Raw genomic sequence first — 19,801 nt, 5'->3', positions numbered from 1 at the left:
AGCGGGCAACGTCAATGAGCAGTGCGTGTCGGTGAGTGGCGTGTGCTGTTCGGGGGTATGGCGGGAAACAGCGATGACGGGGGAGCGGGTCTCTTCCGGGGGCGCGAGGGGCCGTACGGGCACTTCGTGCGTCTGTTGGTCACGCGGCTGACGTGAGGCGCGTCTGTGGGGCGCGTCGAAGAGAGAGGCGCCGATCGCCATGCAGAGGGTCCTGTTTCGTGGCTTCTTCCGTACCCGTACCTGTATCCGTACCCGTATCCCTTTCCGTGTCGGTCTGGCGTTGCCGGCCGCCGCGGTGGCGTCGGTCATGCTGGGTACCGCGGCGAGTGCGGCCGTGCCGGCGGACGTGTCGCACGGCGTTCCGGCCGGGGCTCGGACGCCTTCGGCGCGTGGCTGTGCCGTCGTCTACTTCGACCTGGGCGAGACTCTGGTGCACACGGCCGCGGACTCCGGCATCAGCTACCTGCCGGGTGCGGCCGCGTACCTGCGTACGTTGCGGGAGCGGCACATCAAGGTCGGGCTGATCACCAACGTGCCGTCCTCGTGGGGCAAGACGGACGCCGAGCGCGCCGCCGCCCTGAAGAAGGAGGTCGACGGCGCATGGAAGGGACCCGTCCCGTTCGCCTGGGAGGACTTCGGCGACCGGATTCTCACGCCGCGCACCGAGGCGGAGCGCAAGCCGGCGCCCGTCCTCTGGAAGCGTGCCAAGACCGCGGCGCACGGCTGCCGCCTCGTCTACGAGGGGGAGACCGCCGAGGAGACGTACGTGGCGGCTTCGCTCGGTTACGTGCCCTATCAGGTCGGACGGCCCTTCCGCCCCGCCTACCTCCCGGCCCGAGTGGTCGAGTGGCTGGCGTACGGCTCCCGGGGGCGCGCCTGAACCGTCGCGGGTGCGTCTGTGCCCGTGCGGGAGCCCGGCTCCTCTGCCGCCTCGGAACCCGGCCGCTCTGCCGCCTCTGCCGCCTCTGTCGCCTTTAGGGCCACAACCCCCTCCGCACCGCGCCGCGTCCGCATGCTCCGCAGCACCAGTTGGAAGGCGCCGAGCAGCACCGCGGTCGCCAGGGCGCTGTGCCAGAGCAGGGCGTCCAGGTGGCCCGCGGAGAGGTAGGCGCCCACGGCGACGGCCGCCAGCGCGCACACCGCGCGGTCCACGATCGACTCGACCGACAGCAGCGTCGCCCGTGGGGCGCCGGCAGGTACGGCGTCGTTGACCAGCTTGCGCTGGATCGGGTAGGCGAAGCCGGCCGCGGCGGCGAACACGCAGAGCAGGGCGACGGCCGTCCACGGTCCGCCGAGGGTGATGCCCGCCAAGGTGCCCGCGAGGACGAGACTGAGGATGGAGACCCAGGCCACCGGTGGCAGGCGGCGGCCCAGCCACTGGGGACGTGCCGAGCCCACGGCCTCGGCCACCGTCATGGCGGCGAGCACCCCGCCGTGTGCGGACTCGCCGATGCCGTGGTCGAGCAGGATCGGCTGGAAGAGGTTGACCTGGCAGATCCTGGACAGGGTGAACACGGCCACGCCTTGCACCATGACCAGCGCCAGCCACGGCGAGGAGACGACGCAGCGCAGCGCGGCCTTCGCGTCGCCCAGCGAGGTGCCGCGCCCGCCCCGTGCCGGTCGGGGCTTTCCGGCCCGGTCCGGCGAGGCCGTACCGCGAGCCTGCGTCGCCGTCCGGGGCAGGGCGATGACGCAAATCAGGGAGCCCGCCGCGCTCAGGGCGCTCAGCAGGTACGGGGCCGGGTGGACGAGGACCATCAGCGGCCCGACCAGGGGCCAGCACAGGATCTTCGCGGCGAGTCCGAGTGCCCGGGCGGTCCCCTCCGCCTTGAGGTAGTGCTCCTCGCACCGCTCGGCGCGCAGCCCGTCGTACAGGTAGGCGCTGGCCGCGCCCGAGGTGAGGGAGCGGCCGGCGGCGATGGCGAGGAAGTGGACGAGGAAACCGGAGTACGAGGAACTGACCACCGGGGCGAGGTTCGCGGCCGTCATCACGACGGCGCCGGCCCGCAGGCAGTTGCGGGTACCGATCCGGTCGGCGATCAGCCCGGTCGGGATCTCGAAGAGGCAGAAGGCCACGTAGTAGATGCTCTGGATACCGAAGATCTGCCCGTCGGAGAGACCTGCGTCCTTCTGGTAGGCGTAGAACACCGGCATCCACCACAGCAGGTTGAACAGCAGCTGGAAGCCGTAGTTGAGCCGGACGATACGCCGGGCGGTGCCGGTCAGGGGCGTGGCAGCGGGCCGCGCCGCGGAGCGCGGGAGGCGGGGGCTCACAGCGCGTAGGGGCGGATCTGGACCAGGCGGAAGTCGCCCTGGTCGGTCAGCAGCCACTCGATGTCCAGGGGGCCGTCCACCTCGGGGGCGCTGAAGTGGGACTGCAGCAGCCGGCCGGTCAGGGACAGGTCGGCGAGCCGGGCCCGGGTGGCGGCGGGCAGGCCCTCGCTCCAGGAACCGAGGGCGACGGTGCGCCCGCCGCCCTCGACGGTGTTGTAGAGGTACTGCTGCGGCAGCACCTCACCCTCGACGACCTGTTCGGGCGAGCCCGGCGAACAGTTGAGGTAGACGTTGCGGAAGTCCTCGCGCCGGGTGGGGTCGCAGGTCACCAGGACGCCGCCGAGCGCGGCGGGGACGTACTCCTGGATGATCACGCCCATGTAGGTGTCGTCCAGGGATATGCCCACCTGGTGGCGCAGCCGCACACTGCGCGGCGAGAGCAGGGAGGCCCATACCTGCCGTACGGCGTCGAGGAGTTCGCCGGTGCCGCGGACGGTGGTGACGGAGTCGTAGACCCCTGCCGCGGAGAAGCCCGGCAGGTCCTCGGCGTTGGAGGAGGAGCGCACCACGAGACGGCCGCCCGCGGCGAGCGGGCCGGGGAAGGACCGGGTGATCTCCCCGGCGACGGCGTCGGGCAGCGCGGTGTGCCGGATCAGGTGCTGGATCTGCAGGCAGAGCGGGTCGAGGACGTCCATGGCGTCGAGTTCGAGCGCCATCTTCAACTTGCCGATGCCCTGCTGGAGCGCGGGGGAGGAGGTGAGGAAGCGGTGCAGGAGGGAGAACGGCAGGGCCACACCCTCGGGGGCCGCGACGGTGCCGGCCACGAAGGAGGAAGCGGCCGCGCGGAGTTCGGCGGCGGAGGGCGCGTCCAGGCCGAGCCGGGCCGCGAGGTGCCCGTACAGGTTCTTACGGGGCGGGCGGGGGCGGCCGTAGAACGCGGTGAGATCGGCCGTGCGGCTGTCGAGCACGTGGTGCAGCTCTCCGAGGTTGGCCGCCTTGGTGCCGTAGCGGTCCCGGTCGGCGTTGCGCAGCCGGTGCAGGGAGAGTACGGGCGTGTCCTCCAGCAGCGGTGGTTCCAGGCGGATGCGCTGCTGGTGCCAGGCCGGGGCCCGCAGCTCGGGAGCCTCCTCCAGCCGCTCCAAAGTGATCTCGTCCGCGCGGACCCGGTAGCGGACCCAGGCCCCGTCCAGGCCGTCCTTCTCGACGAGCTGTTCCAGGTCGCGGACGATCGCGTTGGGGATGCCCCACCCGGAGGCGAGGACGTTGGTGTGGGACAGCGGGGTGATGGGCGCGGTGTTGATGAACCCGGCCACCCGCCGCACGCCGTCCGGCAGGCAGGGCATGGCGACGATGTCCGACCAGCCGAGCCCGCCGGCTGCCGCCTCGTACTCCGCCACGGTCTCGAAGCAGCGCAGCCGGCCGGTGGCTTCCCCGGTGTTGAGCGGCATGCGGACCCGGGAGCCGAAGAGTTCGTGACCGAGGATGCGCGGCACGCGCTGCTCGCTGACCGAGGCCAGTGCCTCTTCCTGGCCGTGGTTGGCGGGCTTGAGAAGGAGCGGCAGCCTGCCGTCGACCCGCTCCCGGACGAAGGTGTAGAAGAACTCCAGCAACTCCCCGTGCATGGTGTCGGCCTCGGTCGTCTCCAGCACGAGGAAGGTGCGCTCGCGGCCCTCCCGGTCCTCGTCGGTGTGCAGGGACAGCACCCCGAGCAGGAAACGGCGCCCGGGGTCCATGTAGACGGACGCGTTGAACTCGTCCAGGGCGGAGTCGAGTTCGTCGAGACTCATGCCGAGGACACGGGTGGCGATGTAGTTCACGTGGAACGGGTGGGCGGCCGTGTCGAGCAGGTGCCAGGTGGCCTCGGCGCGGTCCACGACGACCTTGAGGTACGGGTGGCCCGCAAGGGCCCCGGACAGCGTACGGAACAGCGGCAGGGAGAGGTTCTCACCGACGACCGTGCGGTCGGTCGCGGGATCCGCGACGCTGACGGGGAGCGAAGTGGTGGTCATACGGCGACTCCCTCGGACGGCACGGCCGGCCGGACGCGCGGGCGGGCGGGGGACACGGGTGCCGACGGTGCGGTCACGTTCCGGGGCCGGTCGGCCGGGGGCCCGGACCGCGGTGCGGCGGGTGCGACGGATTCCGACCGCGGCGCGGCGGGTACGGCGGGCGGCAGCACGTAGGGCAGCGCGTCCACCAGAGCCGTGAAGTCGCGCAGCACGGTGCGCGCGTCGGCTGCGGAGAGCAGGCACAGGGCCGCCATCGTGTTGGCGCCGCCGGCGGGGTCGTAGACCGGCACGGTGCTGCCGTCGGGCAGGGAACTCTCCGGTACCACCGAGAGCGTGCTGCCCTCGCTCAGCGCGACGGCCTCCCGCACCACGGGGAAGTCCCACAGCCTGCGGTCCCGCCAGGCCGCGCCGCCGCCGTCCACCGCGAGGACGACGAGGGAACCCGCGGCGCCCCGAGCCTGCTCCGGACCGAGGACCCGCTCGGGCCAGGCGACCGGACGGCCCAGCAGATGGTCCACGAGCATGCCGACGACATCGAGCCCGAACACCTCCTCGATCTGCGGGACAGTCATCGCCCCGCCGAACCGGGCGGCCGTCTCGATCAGCCACATGCGACCGTCGGCGCCGAGCTTGATCTCGGTGTGGGTACCGCAGTCGCGCAGGCCGAGAGCGTCGACGGCCTCCCGGGCGAGGGCGACGACGCGGTCCTGGAGGTCCGCGGGCAGCGACGCGGGCGTGATGCCGGCGCGCTCGGTGAACGGCTGCACCGTCGGCATCCGGCCGCTGACGCAGACCGGCCGGAAGACGCCGCCGGTCACCACGCCCTCGACGCTGACGTAGTCGCCCCAGCCGGGCTCGTCGAACCAGCCCGCGGTGTCTCCGGTCACGATCTCTTCGACCACGAAGTGTCCCGCTGCCTCGGCCACATGGAGTTCGGCGAAGCCCAGCCGGGCGGACTGGTCCATGGTCTCGCGAGAGCGCTGCCAAGCGGCGTCGGCCTCCTGCGGGGAAGCGATGATCTGGTGGGCGGTGGAGCCTGCGCTCCAGGCCGCCTTCAGCAGCAGGGGAGCGGTCAGGGCGGTGACGGCCTCGTGGAGGTCCGTCTCGGTGGCGACGGGGCGGAACGCGGGCTGCGGCAGGCCGTGCCGATGCCAGGTGTGCCGCATCATCCGCTTGTCGCGGGCGAGCGCGGCGGCCTCTCCCGCCCCGGCGAGATTGAGCGCCGCACACGCCTCGGCGACGGCCACGACCGCGTACTCGGAGAAGGTGAGAACCGCGTCCGCGCCGACGGCTTCGGCCCGCGCGACGATCAGCGCGACCAGGTCGGCCCGCTCCGCGTCGGTGGGCAGCACGACCGAGGCGCACAGCCGATCCGCGGACTCGGCGACCGACGGCGGAAGCGCGCTGAGCGCCAGCAGGTGCACGTCCGCTCGCGCGGCTGCCCGGGACAGGACGTGGCCGAGCGGCGGACCGCCCTTGGCGTGCACCAACAGCACCGTGCTCACGGAAATTCGTCTCCTGTCGCTTGTCGCTTGTCACTTGTCTGTTCGCTGGTCCGTCCGGGGCGTCGGGCGGTGGCCGGACCCCGCTGACCGGCCGGGACCCGGACACGGTGACGCAACCCGCGTAGAACACGGCGGGTAACCGGCGGCATACACAAGGGAATCAGAAGGCGGGTGCCGGAAATGCCGCCGGAGGCGGGCACCAATCAGGCAAATGCCAAAGTCGTGGACATCGTTGGAGTGCGCGCGAAGGGTGCGGATCGCCTATGGCGAGCAGCCCCGGCAGTGCGCTCACGTACCGCAGTCGGCCGATAACCGAGCATGGCCGGACCCCGCACGGGATAGGCATCGCCATGTCACTTCCCGCCGCCCGGTGGGGACATGGACGGAAAGGCCGTCGTGGACGATCCCGGTCTCAGAGCACTGCTGGAGCGCCTCCCCGTGTCCTGGTGGGAGGCCGACGAGCAGGGACGCGTCAAGGAGCGGGGCGGCGGGGCCTTCGCCGACCTGCCCACCGCGCAGCGCTTCCTGGACCGCGCGCGCCAAGAGCTGTCCGTTCCGGGGGACGCCCTCCGAGGCGGCCGGCCCCTGGTCCAGTTCGACGGCCGGGCCTTCAACGTGAGCTGGCCCCAGGACGGGAGCCGGGGCTGGACGCGCGGGTTCGCGATGGAGGCCGGTACGCAGCCCGCGAGCGGCCGGCCGTACGCCGCTTTCGCGGACTTCGCCGACTTCGCGCCGGCCGCGGCCTTCCTCCGCGACCGCGACGGCCGCTACTTATGGGCCAATCACGCCTACGCGCATCTCTACGGCACCACACCGGAGCGGGTCGTCGGCAGCCGTATCGAGGACTTCGACACCCCCTCCGACGCCGCCCAGTTCCGCGCGCTGGACCAGGAGATCCTCCGCCGCGGCAAGCCGGTCCGCCACCACCTGCGCTATCACCGTTCGGACGGCAGTGAGGGACAGGCGGCCGGCCACCGCTTCCCGGTCCAGGAGAACGGCCGGACCTGTGTGGCCGGGATCTACGTCGACATCACCGACCACGTCCGCGCGACGAGCCAGCGCCAGGAGGCCGAGGAGAACCTGCGCGCGCTGCGGGACTACAGCGGTCTGCCCTGCGCGCTGCTCTCGGTCGGCGGCCGTATCGAACAGGCGGGTACGGCCGCCGCCGAACTGTTCCGGACACGCCTGTCCGACCTCGTCGGCCGCCGTGCGCACACCCTGCTCGCCGCCACGCCCGACCTCCGCCCCCTGCGTCGCGCCTGGGATGGACTGATCACCCGCCGCATCAGGCGGGCGGAGACCTCCGCCGTCCTCCTGGACACCGAGGGGCGCCAGCGCCGCGCGCGGCTCCACCTGTCCACGGTGAGCGGGCCCGTCGGCCGTGTCGCGCACGTGTGGGCCGTCGTCACGGACCAGAGCATCGCCCACGAGGCCCACCCGCCGCTCACCGCCGCGCAGATCCGGATACTGTCCCTCCTCGCCGGCGGCAGCACCAACGCCGAGATCGCCGCCTCGCTGAAGCTCTCCCGGCAGGCGGTCGACTACCACCTCAGCCGGCTCCGGGACCTGCTGGGCGCCGAGACCAGGCCCGCCCTCGTCGCCCGTGCCTACGTCCTGGGCATCCTCGCCCCCCGCGCCTGGCCGCCGCGCCCGGCCGCGACCCGCGACCCGCTCGGCTCACGCTGAGACGCGCGGGCCGCGCCCGTGACCGGGGCCCGCCCGCCCCGAGAAGGGCCCTTCCGGAGGCAGCCGCAGCCGCGCTCCGGATCCGGTGCGTACGACCGCCCACATTTGAGGCGAGCGCGAACCTTGCGTAAACGGCGTGGGTGACATCGGGATACGCGTGAACCGCCTGCTGTAATGGCAATTTGACGGCCTGTCACGCTGTCGGTGACAGTCGCCGTCGTCCCGCGCCGGCGCGGTACTGTGCGGGCATGAGCCATTTCTTTCGTCCGGGGCACATCATCGAGCGCCGTGAGTTACTGGACGGCCGGGCATGGATCGTCTATCCCGTGCGGGTGGTCGAGGACGGTCCTGAGCTGCTGGCGGTTTTCCTCGCGCAGGGAACTCCGCTCACCTTCGGGACCGGTGATTTCCGTTGGGGGCTGCATCCGTGGATACATTTCGAGCATGCCTGGCAGTCCCCCGGGGTGTTGCAGCTCCAGCGTCCCGGCGACGGCTACTCCGTGTGGCTGTTCTGGAAGGGGCGGGAATTCTCCGGCTGGTACATCAACTTCCAGGAGCCCATGCGGCGCCACGCGGCGGGCTTCGACACCCTGGACCAGGAGCTCGACATATGGATCCCCGGCGACGGCGGTCCCTACCGGTGGAAGGACGTCGAGCAGTTCGAGGAGCGGGAGCGGACCGGCGGCTTCCGGCCGGGTGAGGCGGCTTCCGTACGGGCCGAGGCGCGGCAGGTGGTGAAAATGATCGAGACCGGTTCCGGGTGGTGGGACGAGAGGTGGGCCCACTGGTCGCCTCCGGCCGACTGGTCGGTCCCGGACGCCGTACCGCTGAGCACTCACTCCTGAAACGCATGGCGCCATGGCAGGCTCAGCCGGGGCTCGACGAGAACGAGGCCTCTGTGATCGTCGAGTACGAGCGCGGTGCTGACGCAGGCATGATCAACCAGGGTGTCCGCTGCATGGCCTGGCTGGTGAACCACAAAAGGACGCCTTCCGGAGTCGGGTCCGCACCGTCCGGAATCGGGGCCGGGTTCCGAGAGTTGTCCCCACCCGCGTCGCGCCGCTGGTGAGCTGGTGACGGCATGACACATCCAGCGGACTCCTGGCGCGCCCCGATCCGCTCCTGTTCGCTCGCACAAGGCCGGGGCCGGAGTTCTTCCAGGCATCCGAAAAGGCGCCTGACACGGGCTCTGCCCGTCAGGCGCCTGACTGCTCGATGAGCGGACTGACCTGCTCGCGGATGCCGCCCGGAGTCAACCCCAGTTGAGCCATGCCCACAGGGCGAACGCCACGACGAATCCGACGGACAGCTGAATCGTCAGCCGCTTGTTCGCCGGGCCCGCTTTGCTGGCCGGCGTGCCCAGCGGGTCCTCACCCTGCTTCACCGCTATCAGCATGTCCGCGCGCCGCCCTATGACACCGAGAATCAGCCCGACGGACACGGTGGAATAGATGGAGAGGAGTTTTGTGACATCGTGCCCCCGGAGCTTCCCGAGCACCGTCAGGAAGACAATACCGAAGAGGGGGATCATGGCGATCTGCGTCTTGGCCCGGGACGTCGGCATCATGGGCAGCCAGATCGCGAGGAAAAGGACCGTCATGCCGGCAGCGATGATCCACCAGACATTTACGGGGATGTTCGGGGCGTGCAAGGTTCTCTCCCTTACCACTGTGGGGCCCGCGAGCGGGCCCCACAGCTCAGCTCTACAAAAGGGTCGGTCAGCCGAACAAGCTGGTGACGCCCGAATAGATCGAACCGGCGGCGTCGCCGAACACTTCCTTGGCCTTCGTGCCTGCCGACTTTACTAGACCGGCACCCTTCGAGACGGCGCCCTTGAACTTGCCGCCGACGAAGCCGACGGTGGTACCGAGCGCGGACGCCCAGAATTCATCGCTGCCGAATCCGTAGGCGACACCGGTGAAGATGCTGCTGCCGACTCCTGAGAGGAGGGATATGCCTCCCGCGACAGCGCTGACGCCCTGCGCGACGCCCGGGGCCGGAATCAGGTTCGCGGCTGCAGCGGCCCAGCCGGTCCAGGTGCTGGTCTCACCCATGTAACCGGCCCAGTCGCACCAGGTCTGCTTCCCCGGCGGGCAACCGCCACTGCTGCCGCCGTCGCCGCCGCCACCGCCCTTGCTGCCGGGCAGCTCGGCCTTGTCGTTCTTGGCGTCGTCCTCGGGCCGCTGCTTCTGCTTCGCGGCCTCCTCGGCCCTCTTGCGTGCGGCTTCCGCGGCCGCGCGCTGCTCGGCCTGGTGCTTCTGCAAGGCGATCTGCTTGGCCTGGCTGGCCGCCACGCGCGCGGCCGCCGCGTCCTTGCCGGCTTCTATGGAGGCCGCCCTGGCACGGCTGGCCGACGCTTGGGCGCCGGCCGCGGCGGCAACCGCCTGCTGTGCGGAGTGGGTGGCCTGAGTGGCCGAGTAGTTGGCCTGGCGGGAGGCGACCTGCGCCTTGGCGGCCGCGGCCTTGGCCTTCTTGGCGGAGGCGGCCGCGGAGGCGGCCGACTTGTCGGCCTGGTTGGCGAACTCCTGCGCCCGGTTGGCGTGGCCCTGGGCCTCCTTCGCCTTGGCCTGGGCCTGAGCGGCGTACTTCTTGGCGTCGTCCGCCTTGCCCTGGGCGCGGGCCGCGGCCTCCATGGCGGTCTCGGCGTTCTCGTACGCCTGGGAGGTGGCCTTCGCCGCGACGCTGATCTGGGCCTGCATCGCCGCGGTGTGGGCCGCCGTGTCCTGGTCCGCCTGAGCGGCGCGGTACTGGGCACGCTCGACGAAGACACGGCGCATGGTGTCGGTGCCCTCAAGGGCGACCTGCGCGGCGGCCTTCATCATCGGGCCGCCCTGCTCCAGCTGCCGCAGCGCCTGGAAGCGGTCGTCCTCGGCCTGCGCCTTGGTGTAGCCCTCGGTGAGGAAGGAGTGCAGCGCCTCGGTGGAGCCGTCGTCGAGCGCCTTGGTCGCGGCGTCCTTCACCGCCTTGCCCGCCTCGTTGACGACCTTGAGGATCTGGAAGCGGTACTCCTCCTTCTGCCCCTCGAAGGCCCCCTTGGTCAGGAACTCCTGCACCGCCTCGGGCCCCTTGGCCAGCGCGTCCTCGGCAGCCGCTGCCGTGCGGGGCGTGCCGATCCGGCTGAAGAAGACGGTCTTCTCCCGGTCGTCCTGGTGCTCGGCGTCGATCCGGTCCTGCTTGACCCACGCCTTCATGTCCTCGTCGGAGCCCGACAGGGCGTCCTCGGCCGCCGCGCGGGTCCAGGTGCCCTGGCTCGACAGCAGGTTGACGGCAGCCTGGCGGGCCACCTGTACGGCCCCCTGGTCGTCCTTGCCCAGCTTCTCGCCGGCCTCGGAGATCAGCCGCTTGGTCTCCTCGCCCGTCTGGGCGGCCTGCGTCTCCCGCTTGGCGAGAACCGGCTTGAGTTCGTCCTCGAAGCGCTTGGCGTCGCGCGCCTGCTCCAGCGACGCGGCGAGGTCGGCCTCCAGCATCTTCTTCTCGGCGGCCCGGGCGACGTTGAAGACCTCGGTGGCCTGCTCGGTCGCCTCACCGGCCGTCTCGGCGGCCTTGAGCGCGGCGGCGGCGTGCGCCTTGGACTTGTTGGCCGCGTCCTGCGCCTTGCCCGCCTCGTCCGCGGCCTTGTCGGCAGCCTTGGCCGCCGCGTCCGCGTGCGCGGCCGCGTTCTCGGCCGCGATACGGGTCTGGCGGGCGGCCTTGGCCGCCTGATCGGCCAGGGAGACCGCGCTGTTGGCGGCGGTGGTCGCGCGGTTGGCCTCGGCACGGGCCGTGGCCGCCGCCCGCCTGGCGTGGGCCGCTTCGGCCTGCGCGGCTCCCGCGTTGGCACTCGACTGCGCGGCGGCCTCGGCCGCCGCGGCCGCGTTGCGGGCGGCGCTGGCCGCCGCGGCACCGGACCTGCCGGCCGCCGCGGAGGCGTTCGCCGCCTGGCCGGCCGCGGCTGCGGCGGTACGGGCACCCGCCGCCGCGTCGCGTGCCTGCTCGGCGGCCTGGCGGGCTGCCTTGGCCTGTCCGGCGTCCGACACCGCGGCGTTCGCCGCGCGGTAGGCGCGGGCCGCGGCCTGGCCCGCCGCGGCAGCGGCGGAGGCGGCGTTGGAGGCGGCGCGCGCTGCCGTACGGGCCGCGGCCACCGCGTTGTTGGAGGCGCGGATGGCGGTACGGGCCGCATCGGCGGCGCCCTCAGCGGCCTGCGCGGCCTTGGTGGCGAAGCGGCCGGCCTTGTCCGCGTCGGACTTGGCTTCCGCGGTCTGCCGCGCCGCCTCCTCGGCGGCTGCCTTGGCCTTCGCCGCGGCCTTGTCCGCGACCTCGGCAGCTTCCAGGGCCTCGTCGGTCTGGATCTTGGCCTTCTTGCCGGCCTCGGTGGCGACGTGGGCCAGCTGCGCGATCGTCATCGATTCCTGGTCGCGCGCCCGGGCCAGTTCCTGGCCGCGCTCCAGGAACTCGGCGATGTCCTGTGCGTCCCCGTTCAGCGCACGCTCGGCGGCCTGCTTGACGGCCGGTCCGCCGGAGTTCATCACCTGCAGGACTTCGAAGCGGTTGTCCTCGTTGGTGGCCTTCTCCAGGCCCTCCTGGAGGAACTTCTCCAGCACCTCGGGGGCGCCGTCGTCCAGGGCCCGCTGGCCCTCGCGGTTGACGGCCTTGCCGCCCGCGTTCATGGCGCGCAGGACCGCGAAGCGCCTGTCGTCCTGGAGCGGCTTCTCGTACCCGTCCTTGACGAAGGCGAGGACCTCTTCGTCGGAACCGGTCAGTGCCTTGTCCGACGCGGCGGACACGCCCTTGCCGGCGCTCGCCATCGTCTTGAGGATGGCGAACCGGGCGTCTTCCACCTCGGCCCGGTGCAGCGCACCGCCGAGGAACGCGTTCATGTCGGCGGCCGAGCCGGTCAGCGCCTTGACGGCCTCCCGCTTGGTCGCCGCGCCGCCGGCCTTCCACGCCTCCACGGCCCGCGCGCGGGCGTCCTGCGCGGGCGCCGCTTCGCCGGGCTGCGCCGGGAGCGCGTGCGCCGCGGTCGTACCGAATATCACCGCTGCCGTGGCCGCAGCGGCCACGGCGGTGAGTCTGCCGCGCAGCTGCCGAACTTGGCGCGACATGCTTGACGGTTTCATGTCAGGTGCTTCCCCATCCGGGATCTTTTGTTGAAGTCGAGAAGCGCGGCCACGCGTCCGGAAAGATGATCACACTTACAAAACCTTGACAATGGGGGCTTCTTGCGGGTGGCGGGCTCGTGGGCGGGAGTGCGGCGACAGGCGCGGCGCGTCAACTGCCCGCTGTTTCACGCCAGTTGAGGGCGAATGGGCACCCGGGTATCGATGGATACGTGAGCCGATAGGCGGACGGGTGACGCTTTGATAACAAAGCTCCAGAGTTTGATGGTGTGTGACGCCAAGTGATAATCCTTCCGCTGGGGGCGGTTTGCTCCCTTCAGCCTTCACCGAGCGAAAAGTGAGTCACCGATGCGGATACCCCTGCGCCCGCTGGCCGTCGGCCTGGCCGGAAGCACCCTCGTCGCCGGCGCCGTCCTGCTGACCGGAGCGGCCAGCGCCGCCGACCAGACCTCGGGCCCCCGCGCGGACCGGATCTCGGTCGCCGCCGGCTCGTCCGAGCAGCCCCCGCTCGCCATCGAGGACTTCTCCTACCCCGGTGCGGACCGCATCCTCAAGGAGAAGAACCTCAAGCTGAAGCACGGTGACGGCCACATCGTCCTGGCCGAATGCGACAGCAGCCCGAACCTGCTTCGGTTCATCGCCCGCGACCGCGCGGACTTCTGCTTCAAGGTCCTCGGGGACAGCGGCTACCTCGCGCTGGAGGTCCCCGCGGTCGGCGGCGTGCAGAGCCACGACTACAAGGCCAAGGTCAACATGACCGTCGGCACCGAGAAGAAGTCCTTCGACATCCCGAAGAACTCCTGGAAGGGAATCGGGGAGAACGCCGACCCCGCGGGCCGGGAGCACACGCTGGTCGAAATCATCGCGAGCAAGTAGTCCCGTCCGGGCCCGGGCCCCCGTCAGGCGCTGCCGTGCCGGCCCTCGCGAGCACCCCGCGCCTTTCCCGCCCCCTCCCAGCCATCTCCCTCCCAAGAATTGAGGAAGCAAGAGTGTTTGGCAGACGTCCGCGCGCCACATGGCTCACCGGACTGGCCGCGACCGCCGTCGCGGCCGGCGTCCTGACCGGCACCCCGGCCAACGCTGTCGTGGGTGACGCCGCCAAGGACGGGACGTACCCGTTCACGGCGAAGCTCGACATCGGCAGCGGCAAGCGCGCCTGCACCGGCGCCCTGGTCGACCCGCAGTGGCTGCTCACGGCCGCCAGCTGCTTCGCCGACAACCCCGGCCAGGACAAGGTCGCCGCCGGCAAGCCCAAGCTGGCCGCCTCGGCCACCATCGGCCGAACCGACCTGTCCGGCAAGGGCGGGCAGGTGCGCACCGTCACCGAACTCGTGCCGCGTACGGACCGTGACCTGGTGATGGCGAAGCTGTCCGCACCGGTCGACGACATCACCCCGGTCACCGTCGCCTCCGCCGCTCCGGCCCAGGGCGACACGCTGCGCGTGGCCGGTTACGGCCGCACCAAGGACGAGTGGGTCCCCGGACGCCTGCACAGCGGCGGCTTCTTCGTCGACGCGGTGGACAAGACCACGCTCGCCGTCACCGGCAAGGACGGCGCGAGCGTCTGCATGGGCGACACCGGCGGCCCAGCCCTGCGCGAGACGGAGGCCGGCGGCTACGAGCTGGCCGGGGTCAACCACGCCTCGTGGCAGGGCGGCTGCTTCGGCTCCGAGGAGACCCGTACGGGCGCCGTCGAGACCCGCGTCGACGACCTGCACGGCTGGGTCCAGCAGATCCGCCTGACGGCCCTGTACGAGCATGTCACCGACGTCGTCACCGCGGCCGACTTCAACGGCGACGGCCGTCCCGACGTCGCGGCCGTCCTGGACGACAAGAACCTGCACGTCTTCTACACCGGACCGGACAACAAGCTCGCATACGGCCGCGAGCTGTGGAACCACGACGGTTCCTGGGGCCGCAAGCGCGCGATCGCCGCCGGCGACTTCGACGGCGACGGCCTGACCGACATCGCCGCCCTCAACGTCGACGGCTTCCTCGACCTGTACCCGGGCACCAAGAGCGGCAAGCTGGGCTCGCCCCGCTCGATGGCCAAGGACGGCTCCTGGAAGACCGTCTCGAAGTTCGCCCGCTACAAGGCCGACGACTCCGGCCGCGACGGCCTGGTGGCCATCTGGAACGACGGCTCGCTGTACGCCTACACCACCGCCGCGGACGGTCGGCTGTCCGGCTTCAAGCGCCAGGTCTGGCACGACAAGACCTGGTCCAAGAAGCACCTGACCACCGCCGACTTCAACGGCGACCGCCGCGACGACATCGCCGCCGTCTCCCAGACCGGTGGCCTGGGCCTGTACACCGGCAACGCCAAGGGCACCTTCGACTACGACAAGGCGATGTGGCCCGACGAGAGCTGGGGCGGCTTCCGGGCCGTCATGGGCGGCGACTTCGACGGTGACGGCAAGGCCGACATCGCCGCCATCAACAGCTCGGGCGGCCTGTACCTCTACCCGGGCAACGGCAAGGGCACCCTCGGTTCACGCTCCCCGATGTGGCCCAGCGCGTCCTGACATCAGTACGGCACCACGTTGAGAGGGGCACCCGGCCGCCGCGGCTGGGTGCCCCTCTCCGTTTTTCCCTGGCCAGGCAGGCGCCCCGCGCGGTGCTCGCTCGTAACGCCGGTCACACTCGACGGTGGCTACCGGCCCGAAGCCGTGCGCGAAGTCAACCGGAGCAGGCTCGCGAGTGGGAGAAATGTTCGCCACCAGACGCAGCCGGGCCAGTGCGCCGGTGAACGCCCGAAAGCCACTGGCCGGGAGGCGGGTGGCAGCAAGTGCAGCGGGCGGCCCGGGGCGTTGGGCTGGTGAGCGGTGAAGCCTGGGCCGGTCAGGATGCGCTGGGCCGGGGGAGGTTAAGGAGAGGACGAAGGTGTGGCTGTCGTCGGTGAATCCGATGACGACGTCGTTCTCGTCGAGGAAGGCCATGGTCTCCGAAGGGGCAAAGCGGTGGGGGGAGCTGCCGCCGTTGGCGGCGTCAGCACCGCGATGTGGGCGCCGGGGGGGGAGGCGGCCGTGGTGAAGTCGGACCGTGCCGGGGGCGGCCTTGGCGACGGCGCGCTCGGTGGTGGCCTTCGAGGGGCGGGTGGTGGCGGACAGCTCCTGGCGCATCGGCACGGAGGTCGTCTTCCCGGACTCGGAGGGTGAGGCGGTGCTGGTGCTCTGCATGTCGTGGTTGCCGATCCTGCGGCTCAGCTCGGTCGCGAAGTCCGGATCGTCGGTCCCGCTGCCGATGACCTTCATGGTCGAGGCGGACCACGTGGCGTCCATGCCCGGGCCCCGAGGCTTTCTGGCCCTGCCGGTAGGACCGGAGGTGAGATGTGGGAGCGTGAGCGGGTGAGTGAGACGACGGTGAAGACCCTGCAATTCCGCTCCGACGGGCCGGAAGACGCGCCTTGTCTGGTTTTGGGTGCGGCGCTCGGGACGACCTGGCACAGGTAGGCATACCCGTCTCAGGGCGTCCAGCCAGTCCAATGCGAACACCTATGTCCAGTTCGGTACCTTGGAGTTGGAGGGTGTCCATGGGGTTGGTGACTTTTCGGTGACACGAAGGGGCCCCGCCGGTGATCCGGCGGGGCCCCTTCGTGTGACTGGTCAAGGGTGTCTGCAGCCTGCTTCTTAGGTACTCCGTTGTACTCGGGCTCGCCGCTATCGAGTACCCGGAGCAGGGACATGGAGACCACGCGCGTGCTGCGGCTGATGCGGAGTGTGCGGCACGGAAACTGCCCCTGGCAGAGCAGGTGGTAGCCCTTTGCTCGTGAGCATCCGAACTCCTTGGATGCTTCCGCCACGCAGCCGGTCGCGGGCGGATCGACTTGCCGGGGCTCGACGAGAACGGTGCCCCCGTGATCGTCGAGTACAAGTGCGGCACCTGCGCGGGCGTGATCAACCAGGGTCTCTACTCCATGGGGTTCCACCGCTACCCTGCTTCGCGCTTTAGCAAGGGGCGCCCGCCCTGTCGGTGGGGGAGAATACGATGCTGGGTGTTGAGGGTCGTGACGGCACCGATGTCTCGTCCGCTGCCGCCGGTATCGCGGCTGGTTCAGCCGCGCAGTTGGCTGTCTCGCGTTGGAACGCAGGCCGCCCGCGCATGTGCTCGCGCGGACGTGCGATTCATTGGGGCGCGTGATCCTGGGGCGTGAGCGCTGCCCAGCTTCGATGTATCCGTCACAGGGAGAGTTTTCTGTTACTGCGGGCCTGTGGCTGGGAAGGAAAACGGTGAACACCGCCGCAGCTCCGGGAGCTGACTCCTGACATCTCTGGACCGAAGGGTCCTGACCATCCTGCGTCGTTCATGGGGCCAGGCGGTGCGCTCAGACGTTGGTTCGGGCAGCGTGTCCAGAGCACTGTCCTGCGCGGCGTACGCGCACTGTCTCACTGATGACCGCTCGTCCGGACCAGCGGAATTGCGCACTGGATGACACCACCGACGGGGGTGAATAAACGATCAACTCACCAGAACCTGCCCGCTCTAGTACTCCAGTGGCACTTCACCATTTCCGCTGGTCAGAGGCGTTCTGTCGAGCCTAGCGGGCTGACGGCGGGTCAGGGGACCGTTCGAGGAAACCGTTTCAGGCGCGGGTGCGTCTGCGGTAGTGGCAGGCGCGGGCGATGGCCTGGTGGTGTCTGCGCCAGCGTGACCAGGTCAATGCGCCGACACCGTGGCGCGCGGGGTGGGGGCCGACAACTGCCAGCAGGCGCCGGACCTCCGCCACGGTGAGCGGGGCCAGGTCGGCTGGGTCGTTTCTGCCGCCCCCCTTTCGACCGCGTCCGCGGTCATGGCAGCGAGAAAGGCGTGCGCGAGCATGGCCAGGGTGATGTGCCGATACCAGCCCGGATAACGGCGCACCTCGTACTCGTCGAGACCACACTGGCCCTTGGCGGCCTGGAAGCACTCCTCGATCGCCCAGCGCGAGCCGGCGACGGCCACCAGCTTCTCGACCGTGGTGCCGACGGGCGCGTAGGCCAGGTAGTAGGCGATCTCGTCGGGACGCTTGAGGCTGCGGCGGGCCAGCACCCACCGCTCGTGCGTGGGCGGATCAGGGTCGAAGACGATGTTCACGGGCAGCCTCGCCGCGGCCCAGTCATAGACGCGCGGGCCCTTGGCACCGTCACCGGCCGACAGCTGCTGCCAGGCATCGGCGGGGGCATCATCGATGACCTGGTCGATGCGCCAGACCCCCAATAGCGACTTGAGCTGCTGGGACTTGGGTACCGCGAGCACATAGCCGACCTGGGCCTGCTCGAGCAGGTGGCGAAAGCGCCACTCCTGCCCGTAGAGACTGTCCGCGGTCACCCAGGCGATCGGCAGCGCCGAGGTCAAGGCCCGCAGGACAAGGGTGTGGGCGAGTTCTCCCTTGGTGGCGAAGCCGCGGTCGGCCGGGATGCGGGCGGCCCGGCAGCGGTCTTCGTCACTCGTCCAGGACTTGGGCAGATACAACTCCCGGTCTACCAGTGCCCGCCCCCGGCCGGAGGCATAGGCGGCGAAGACGCCGATCTGGCAGTTCTCGGTCCGCCCGGCGGTGCCGGAGTACTGCCGCTGCACCCCGGCGGAGACGACGCCCTTCTTGAGGAACCCGGTGTCGTCCACGATCAGAACGCCGTCCGGATCACCGAGTCGCTGGGCCACGTACTCCTGCACATCGTCCCGGACCTCGTCCGGGTCCCATCTGCTGCGCGAGAGCAGATGCTGCAGCCCGTAGGGCCCGTTGTGACCGGCGTACTCGGCCAGCTGCCAGCTGTTCTTGCGGCCGACCGGGCCCAACAGCCCCCGCACGTAATCCCGCATCCGGCGCCGCACCTCAACCCGGCCGAACCGTCCACTCACCCGCAAGAACAGGTCCTCGAGCTCGGCACTCCAACGCCCTGTGACGAAGTCCGCCATCATGCCCCGACCCTGCCCGACTCAGACCGCCGTCCACGTCGGCTTCCTCGAACGGGCCCCTGACCCGCCGTCAGCCCGCTAGGCTCGACAGAACGCCTCTGACCAGCGGAAATGGTGAAGTGCCACTGGAGTACTAGGGGTCCTTCCTTGGGCACTACGGAGGCAGTGCTCGGGGTGGATACACATCGCGACTTTCACGTTGCGGCTGTGCTGGCCATGACTGGAAGAACTCTGGGCATCGAGCGCTTTCCCGCCACTGCGAACGGGTATCGACAACTGTTCACGTGGGCGTGCCAGTGGGGCGACATCCGGTGCGCCGGAGTGGAATCATCTGGTACGTACGGCGCGGCTCTTTCGCGATATCTCCTGTCGCAGGGCATCGAGGTCGTTGAGGCTCCGGGCCCTGGGCGTTCGGCCCGCTGCCGACGGAGCAAGTCAGACCGAGCTGACGCGGAGGCCGCCGCGCGTGCCGTGCTCAGCGGTCGGGCGCACTCGCCAGTGAAGTCCGGAAGCGGGCCCGCTGAGACCGCGCGCATCTACATCGTGGCCAAAGACTCTGCAGTGAAGGCTCAACGGCAGGCAGCGAACCAGCTCAAAGCAATTTTGGTCACCGCCGATCCGGCCTTGCGCGAAGAGTTGGCTACGTTGTCCCGCCGCGCGCTTGTCCGCGCCTGCTTGGAACTGAGCGAGGGCGACTACAGAACGGATCCGGTGGTGCGGGCGACACGATTCACGTTACGTGCGCTGGCTGAGCGCATCGAGCAGCTGAGGGCACAGGCTAGAGCGCTGGAGTGTCGACTGACGGACCTGATCCAGTGCCATCACCCCAGGCTTGTTGACGCTGTGGGAATCGGACCGCATAGCGCTGCTGTGTTGCTGACCGTCATGGGTGATAACAGCGACCGCCTGCGGGGTGAGGCGTCGTTTGCCGCGTTGTGCGGGGCAAGTCCGGTTGAGTACTCGTCTGGGAACAGGCAGCATTGCCGGCTCAATCGCGGCGGGAATCGGCAGGCGAACGCAGCGCTGCATCGCATCGTGTTGAGCCGGCTGCGCTGGGATGCTCGTACTCGGGCATATTACGAGCGGCGCGTGACGGAGGGCAAGACGCGGCGAGAGGTCATCCGCTGTTTAAAGCGCTATGTAGCCCGCGAGGTCTACCGGCTGGTTCAGGAGGACCGCCGAAGCCTGAGTTGCACACCGGCTTTGACTTCCGCAGTGCCGCGCTGAACTTCAGCGCCGTCAACTGGACGGACGGGCCGCCGGCGAGGCAAATCCGACCAGGCCAGCAGAAGCTGCCATTCGTGCCGTGATTAGTGACCGTGCAACCTTCCGGGCG

12 protein-coding genes and 2 pseudogenes are annotated in these 19,801 nt (G+C 70.4%); 7 read left to right on the top strand and 7 right to left on the bottom strand.

Going from position 1 to position 19,801, the window contains the following annotated elements; genetic code table 11:
- Nucleotides 1–199: 199 nt before the first annotated feature.
- Nucleotides 200–880, top strand: a complete 681-nt coding sequence (locus OEIGOIKO_RS07940; protein ID WP_246177262.1) for a hypothetical protein — start codon at nucleotides 200–202, stop codon at nucleotides 878–880.
- Here OEIGOIKO_RS07940 and OEIGOIKO_RS07935 read toward each other — a convergent pair.
- From OEIGOIKO_RS07935 to OEIGOIKO_RS07925, 3 genes are read right to left on the bottom strand one after another with little or no spacing between them, the layout of a single operon-like run.
- A complete protein-coding gene (locus OEIGOIKO_RS07935) occupies nucleotides 823–2,274 on the bottom strand; it encodes an MFS transporter (protein WP_125053191.1) in 1,452 nt (483 codons plus the stop codon). The genes OEIGOIKO_RS07940 and OEIGOIKO_RS07935 overlap by 58 nt on opposite strands.
- On the bottom strand, nucleotides 2,271–4,283 hold the full coding sequence (locus OEIGOIKO_RS07930; protein WP_125053189.1) for a PEP/pyruvate-binding domain-containing protein: 2,013 nt from the start codon (nucleotides 4,281–4,283) through the stop codon (nucleotides 2,271–2,273). The genes OEIGOIKO_RS07935 and OEIGOIKO_RS07930 overlap by 4 nt, the downstream gene beginning before the upstream one ends.
- Nucleotides 4,280–5,788, bottom strand: coding sequence for an ATP-grasp domain-containing protein (locus OEIGOIKO_RS07925; protein ID WP_125053187.1), 1,509 nt, complete (start codon nucleotides 5,786–5,788; stop codon nucleotides 4,280–4,282). The genes OEIGOIKO_RS07930 and OEIGOIKO_RS07925 overlap by 4 nt, the downstream gene beginning before the upstream one ends.
- A 378-nt stretch (nucleotides 5,789–6,166) precedes the next feature.
- Here OEIGOIKO_RS07925 and OEIGOIKO_RS07920 point away from each other — a divergent pair, with 378 nt between their 5' ends.
- Nucleotides 6,167–7,474, top strand: a complete 1,308-nt coding sequence (locus OEIGOIKO_RS07920) for a PAS domain S-box protein (protein ID WP_174857135.1) — start codon at nucleotides 6,167–6,169, stop codon at nucleotides 7,472–7,474.
- 248 nt (nucleotides 7,475–7,722) lie between these two features.
- Nucleotides 7,723–8,319 carry a ribonuclease FAU-1 family protein gene (locus OEIGOIKO_RS07915; protein WP_125053185.1) on the top strand — a complete coding sequence of 199 codons (597 nt, stop codon included), beginning with the start codon at nucleotides 7,723–7,725 and terminating at the stop codon, nucleotides 8,317–8,319.
- Between the two features lie 407 nt (nucleotides 8,320–8,726).
- On the opposite strand, the gene OEIGOIKO_RS07905 is transcribed toward OEIGOIKO_RS07915, so the two are convergent.
- Together OEIGOIKO_RS07905 and OEIGOIKO_RS07900 are read right to left on the bottom strand one after the other, a co-directional pair.
- Nucleotides 8,727–9,125, bottom strand: a complete 399-nt coding sequence (locus OEIGOIKO_RS07905) for a hypothetical protein (protein WP_125053183.1) — start codon at nucleotides 9,123–9,125, stop codon at nucleotides 8,727–8,729.
- A gap of 67 nt (nucleotides 9,126–9,192) precedes the next feature.
- Nucleotides 9,193–12,555, bottom strand: coding sequence for an ALF repeat-containing protein (locus tag OEIGOIKO_RS07900; protein WP_170251638.1), 3,363 nt, complete (start codon nucleotides 12,553–12,555; stop codon nucleotides 9,193–9,195).
- Between the two features lie 363 nt (nucleotides 12,556–12,918).
- Here OEIGOIKO_RS07900 and OEIGOIKO_RS07895 point away from each other — a divergent pair, with 363 nt between their 5' ends.
- A complete protein-coding gene (locus OEIGOIKO_RS07895; protein ID WP_125053179.1) occupies nucleotides 12,919–13,446 on the top strand; it encodes a hypothetical protein in 528 nt (175 codons plus the stop codon).
- Nucleotides 13,447–13,559: 113 nt separating this feature from the next.
- Nucleotides 13,560–15,095 (top strand): trypsin-like serine protease, encoded by a 1,536-nt coding sequence (locus OEIGOIKO_RS07890; RefSeq protein ID WP_125053177.1) that lies wholly within the window; start codon nucleotides 13,560–13,562, stop codon nucleotides 15,093–15,095.
- Between the two features lie 341 nt (nucleotides 15,096–15,436).
- Here OEIGOIKO_RS07890 and OEIGOIKO_RS43860 read toward each other — a convergent pair.
- Nucleotides 15,437–15,906, bottom strand: a pseudogene (locus OEIGOIKO_RS43860) (TraM recognition domain-containing protein); the annotation flags it as partial.
- Nucleotides 15,907–16,390: 484 nt separating this feature from the next.
- Here OEIGOIKO_RS43860 and OEIGOIKO_RS42560 point away from each other — a divergent pair.
- A pseudogene (locus OEIGOIKO_RS42560) lies at nucleotides 16,391–16,495 on the top strand (transporter); the annotation flags it as partial.
- A 731-nt stretch (nucleotides 16,496–17,226) separates the two neighbouring features.
- Here the strand turns inward: OEIGOIKO_RS42560 and OEIGOIKO_RS07875 are convergent.
- Complete coding sequence (locus OEIGOIKO_RS07875; RefSeq protein ID WP_125050601.1) at nucleotides 17,227–18,468, bottom strand: IS701 family transposase; 1,242 nt, start codon at nucleotides 18,466–18,468, stop codon at nucleotides 17,227–17,229.
- Nucleotides 18,469–18,576: 108 nt separating this feature from the next.
- Here OEIGOIKO_RS07875 and OEIGOIKO_RS07870 point away from each other — a divergent pair, with 108 nt between their 5' ends.
- Nucleotides 18,577–19,692, top strand: coding sequence for an IS110 family RNA-guided transposase (locus tag OEIGOIKO_RS07870; protein ID WP_125053175.1), 1,116 nt, complete (start codon nucleotides 18,577–18,579; stop codon nucleotides 19,690–19,692).
- The last annotated feature ends 109 nt before the right edge of the window (nucleotides 19,693–19,801 follow it).

The organism is Streptomyces paromomycinus (genome assembly GCF_003865155.1).
GTDB classification, from domain to species: domain Bacteria; phylum Actinomycetota; class Actinomycetes; order Streptomycetales; family Streptomycetaceae; genus Streptomyces; species Streptomyces chrestomyceticus.
Note: the sequence above shows the minus strand (reverse complement) of the source record. Positions and strands in the feature narration are given on the sequence as shown.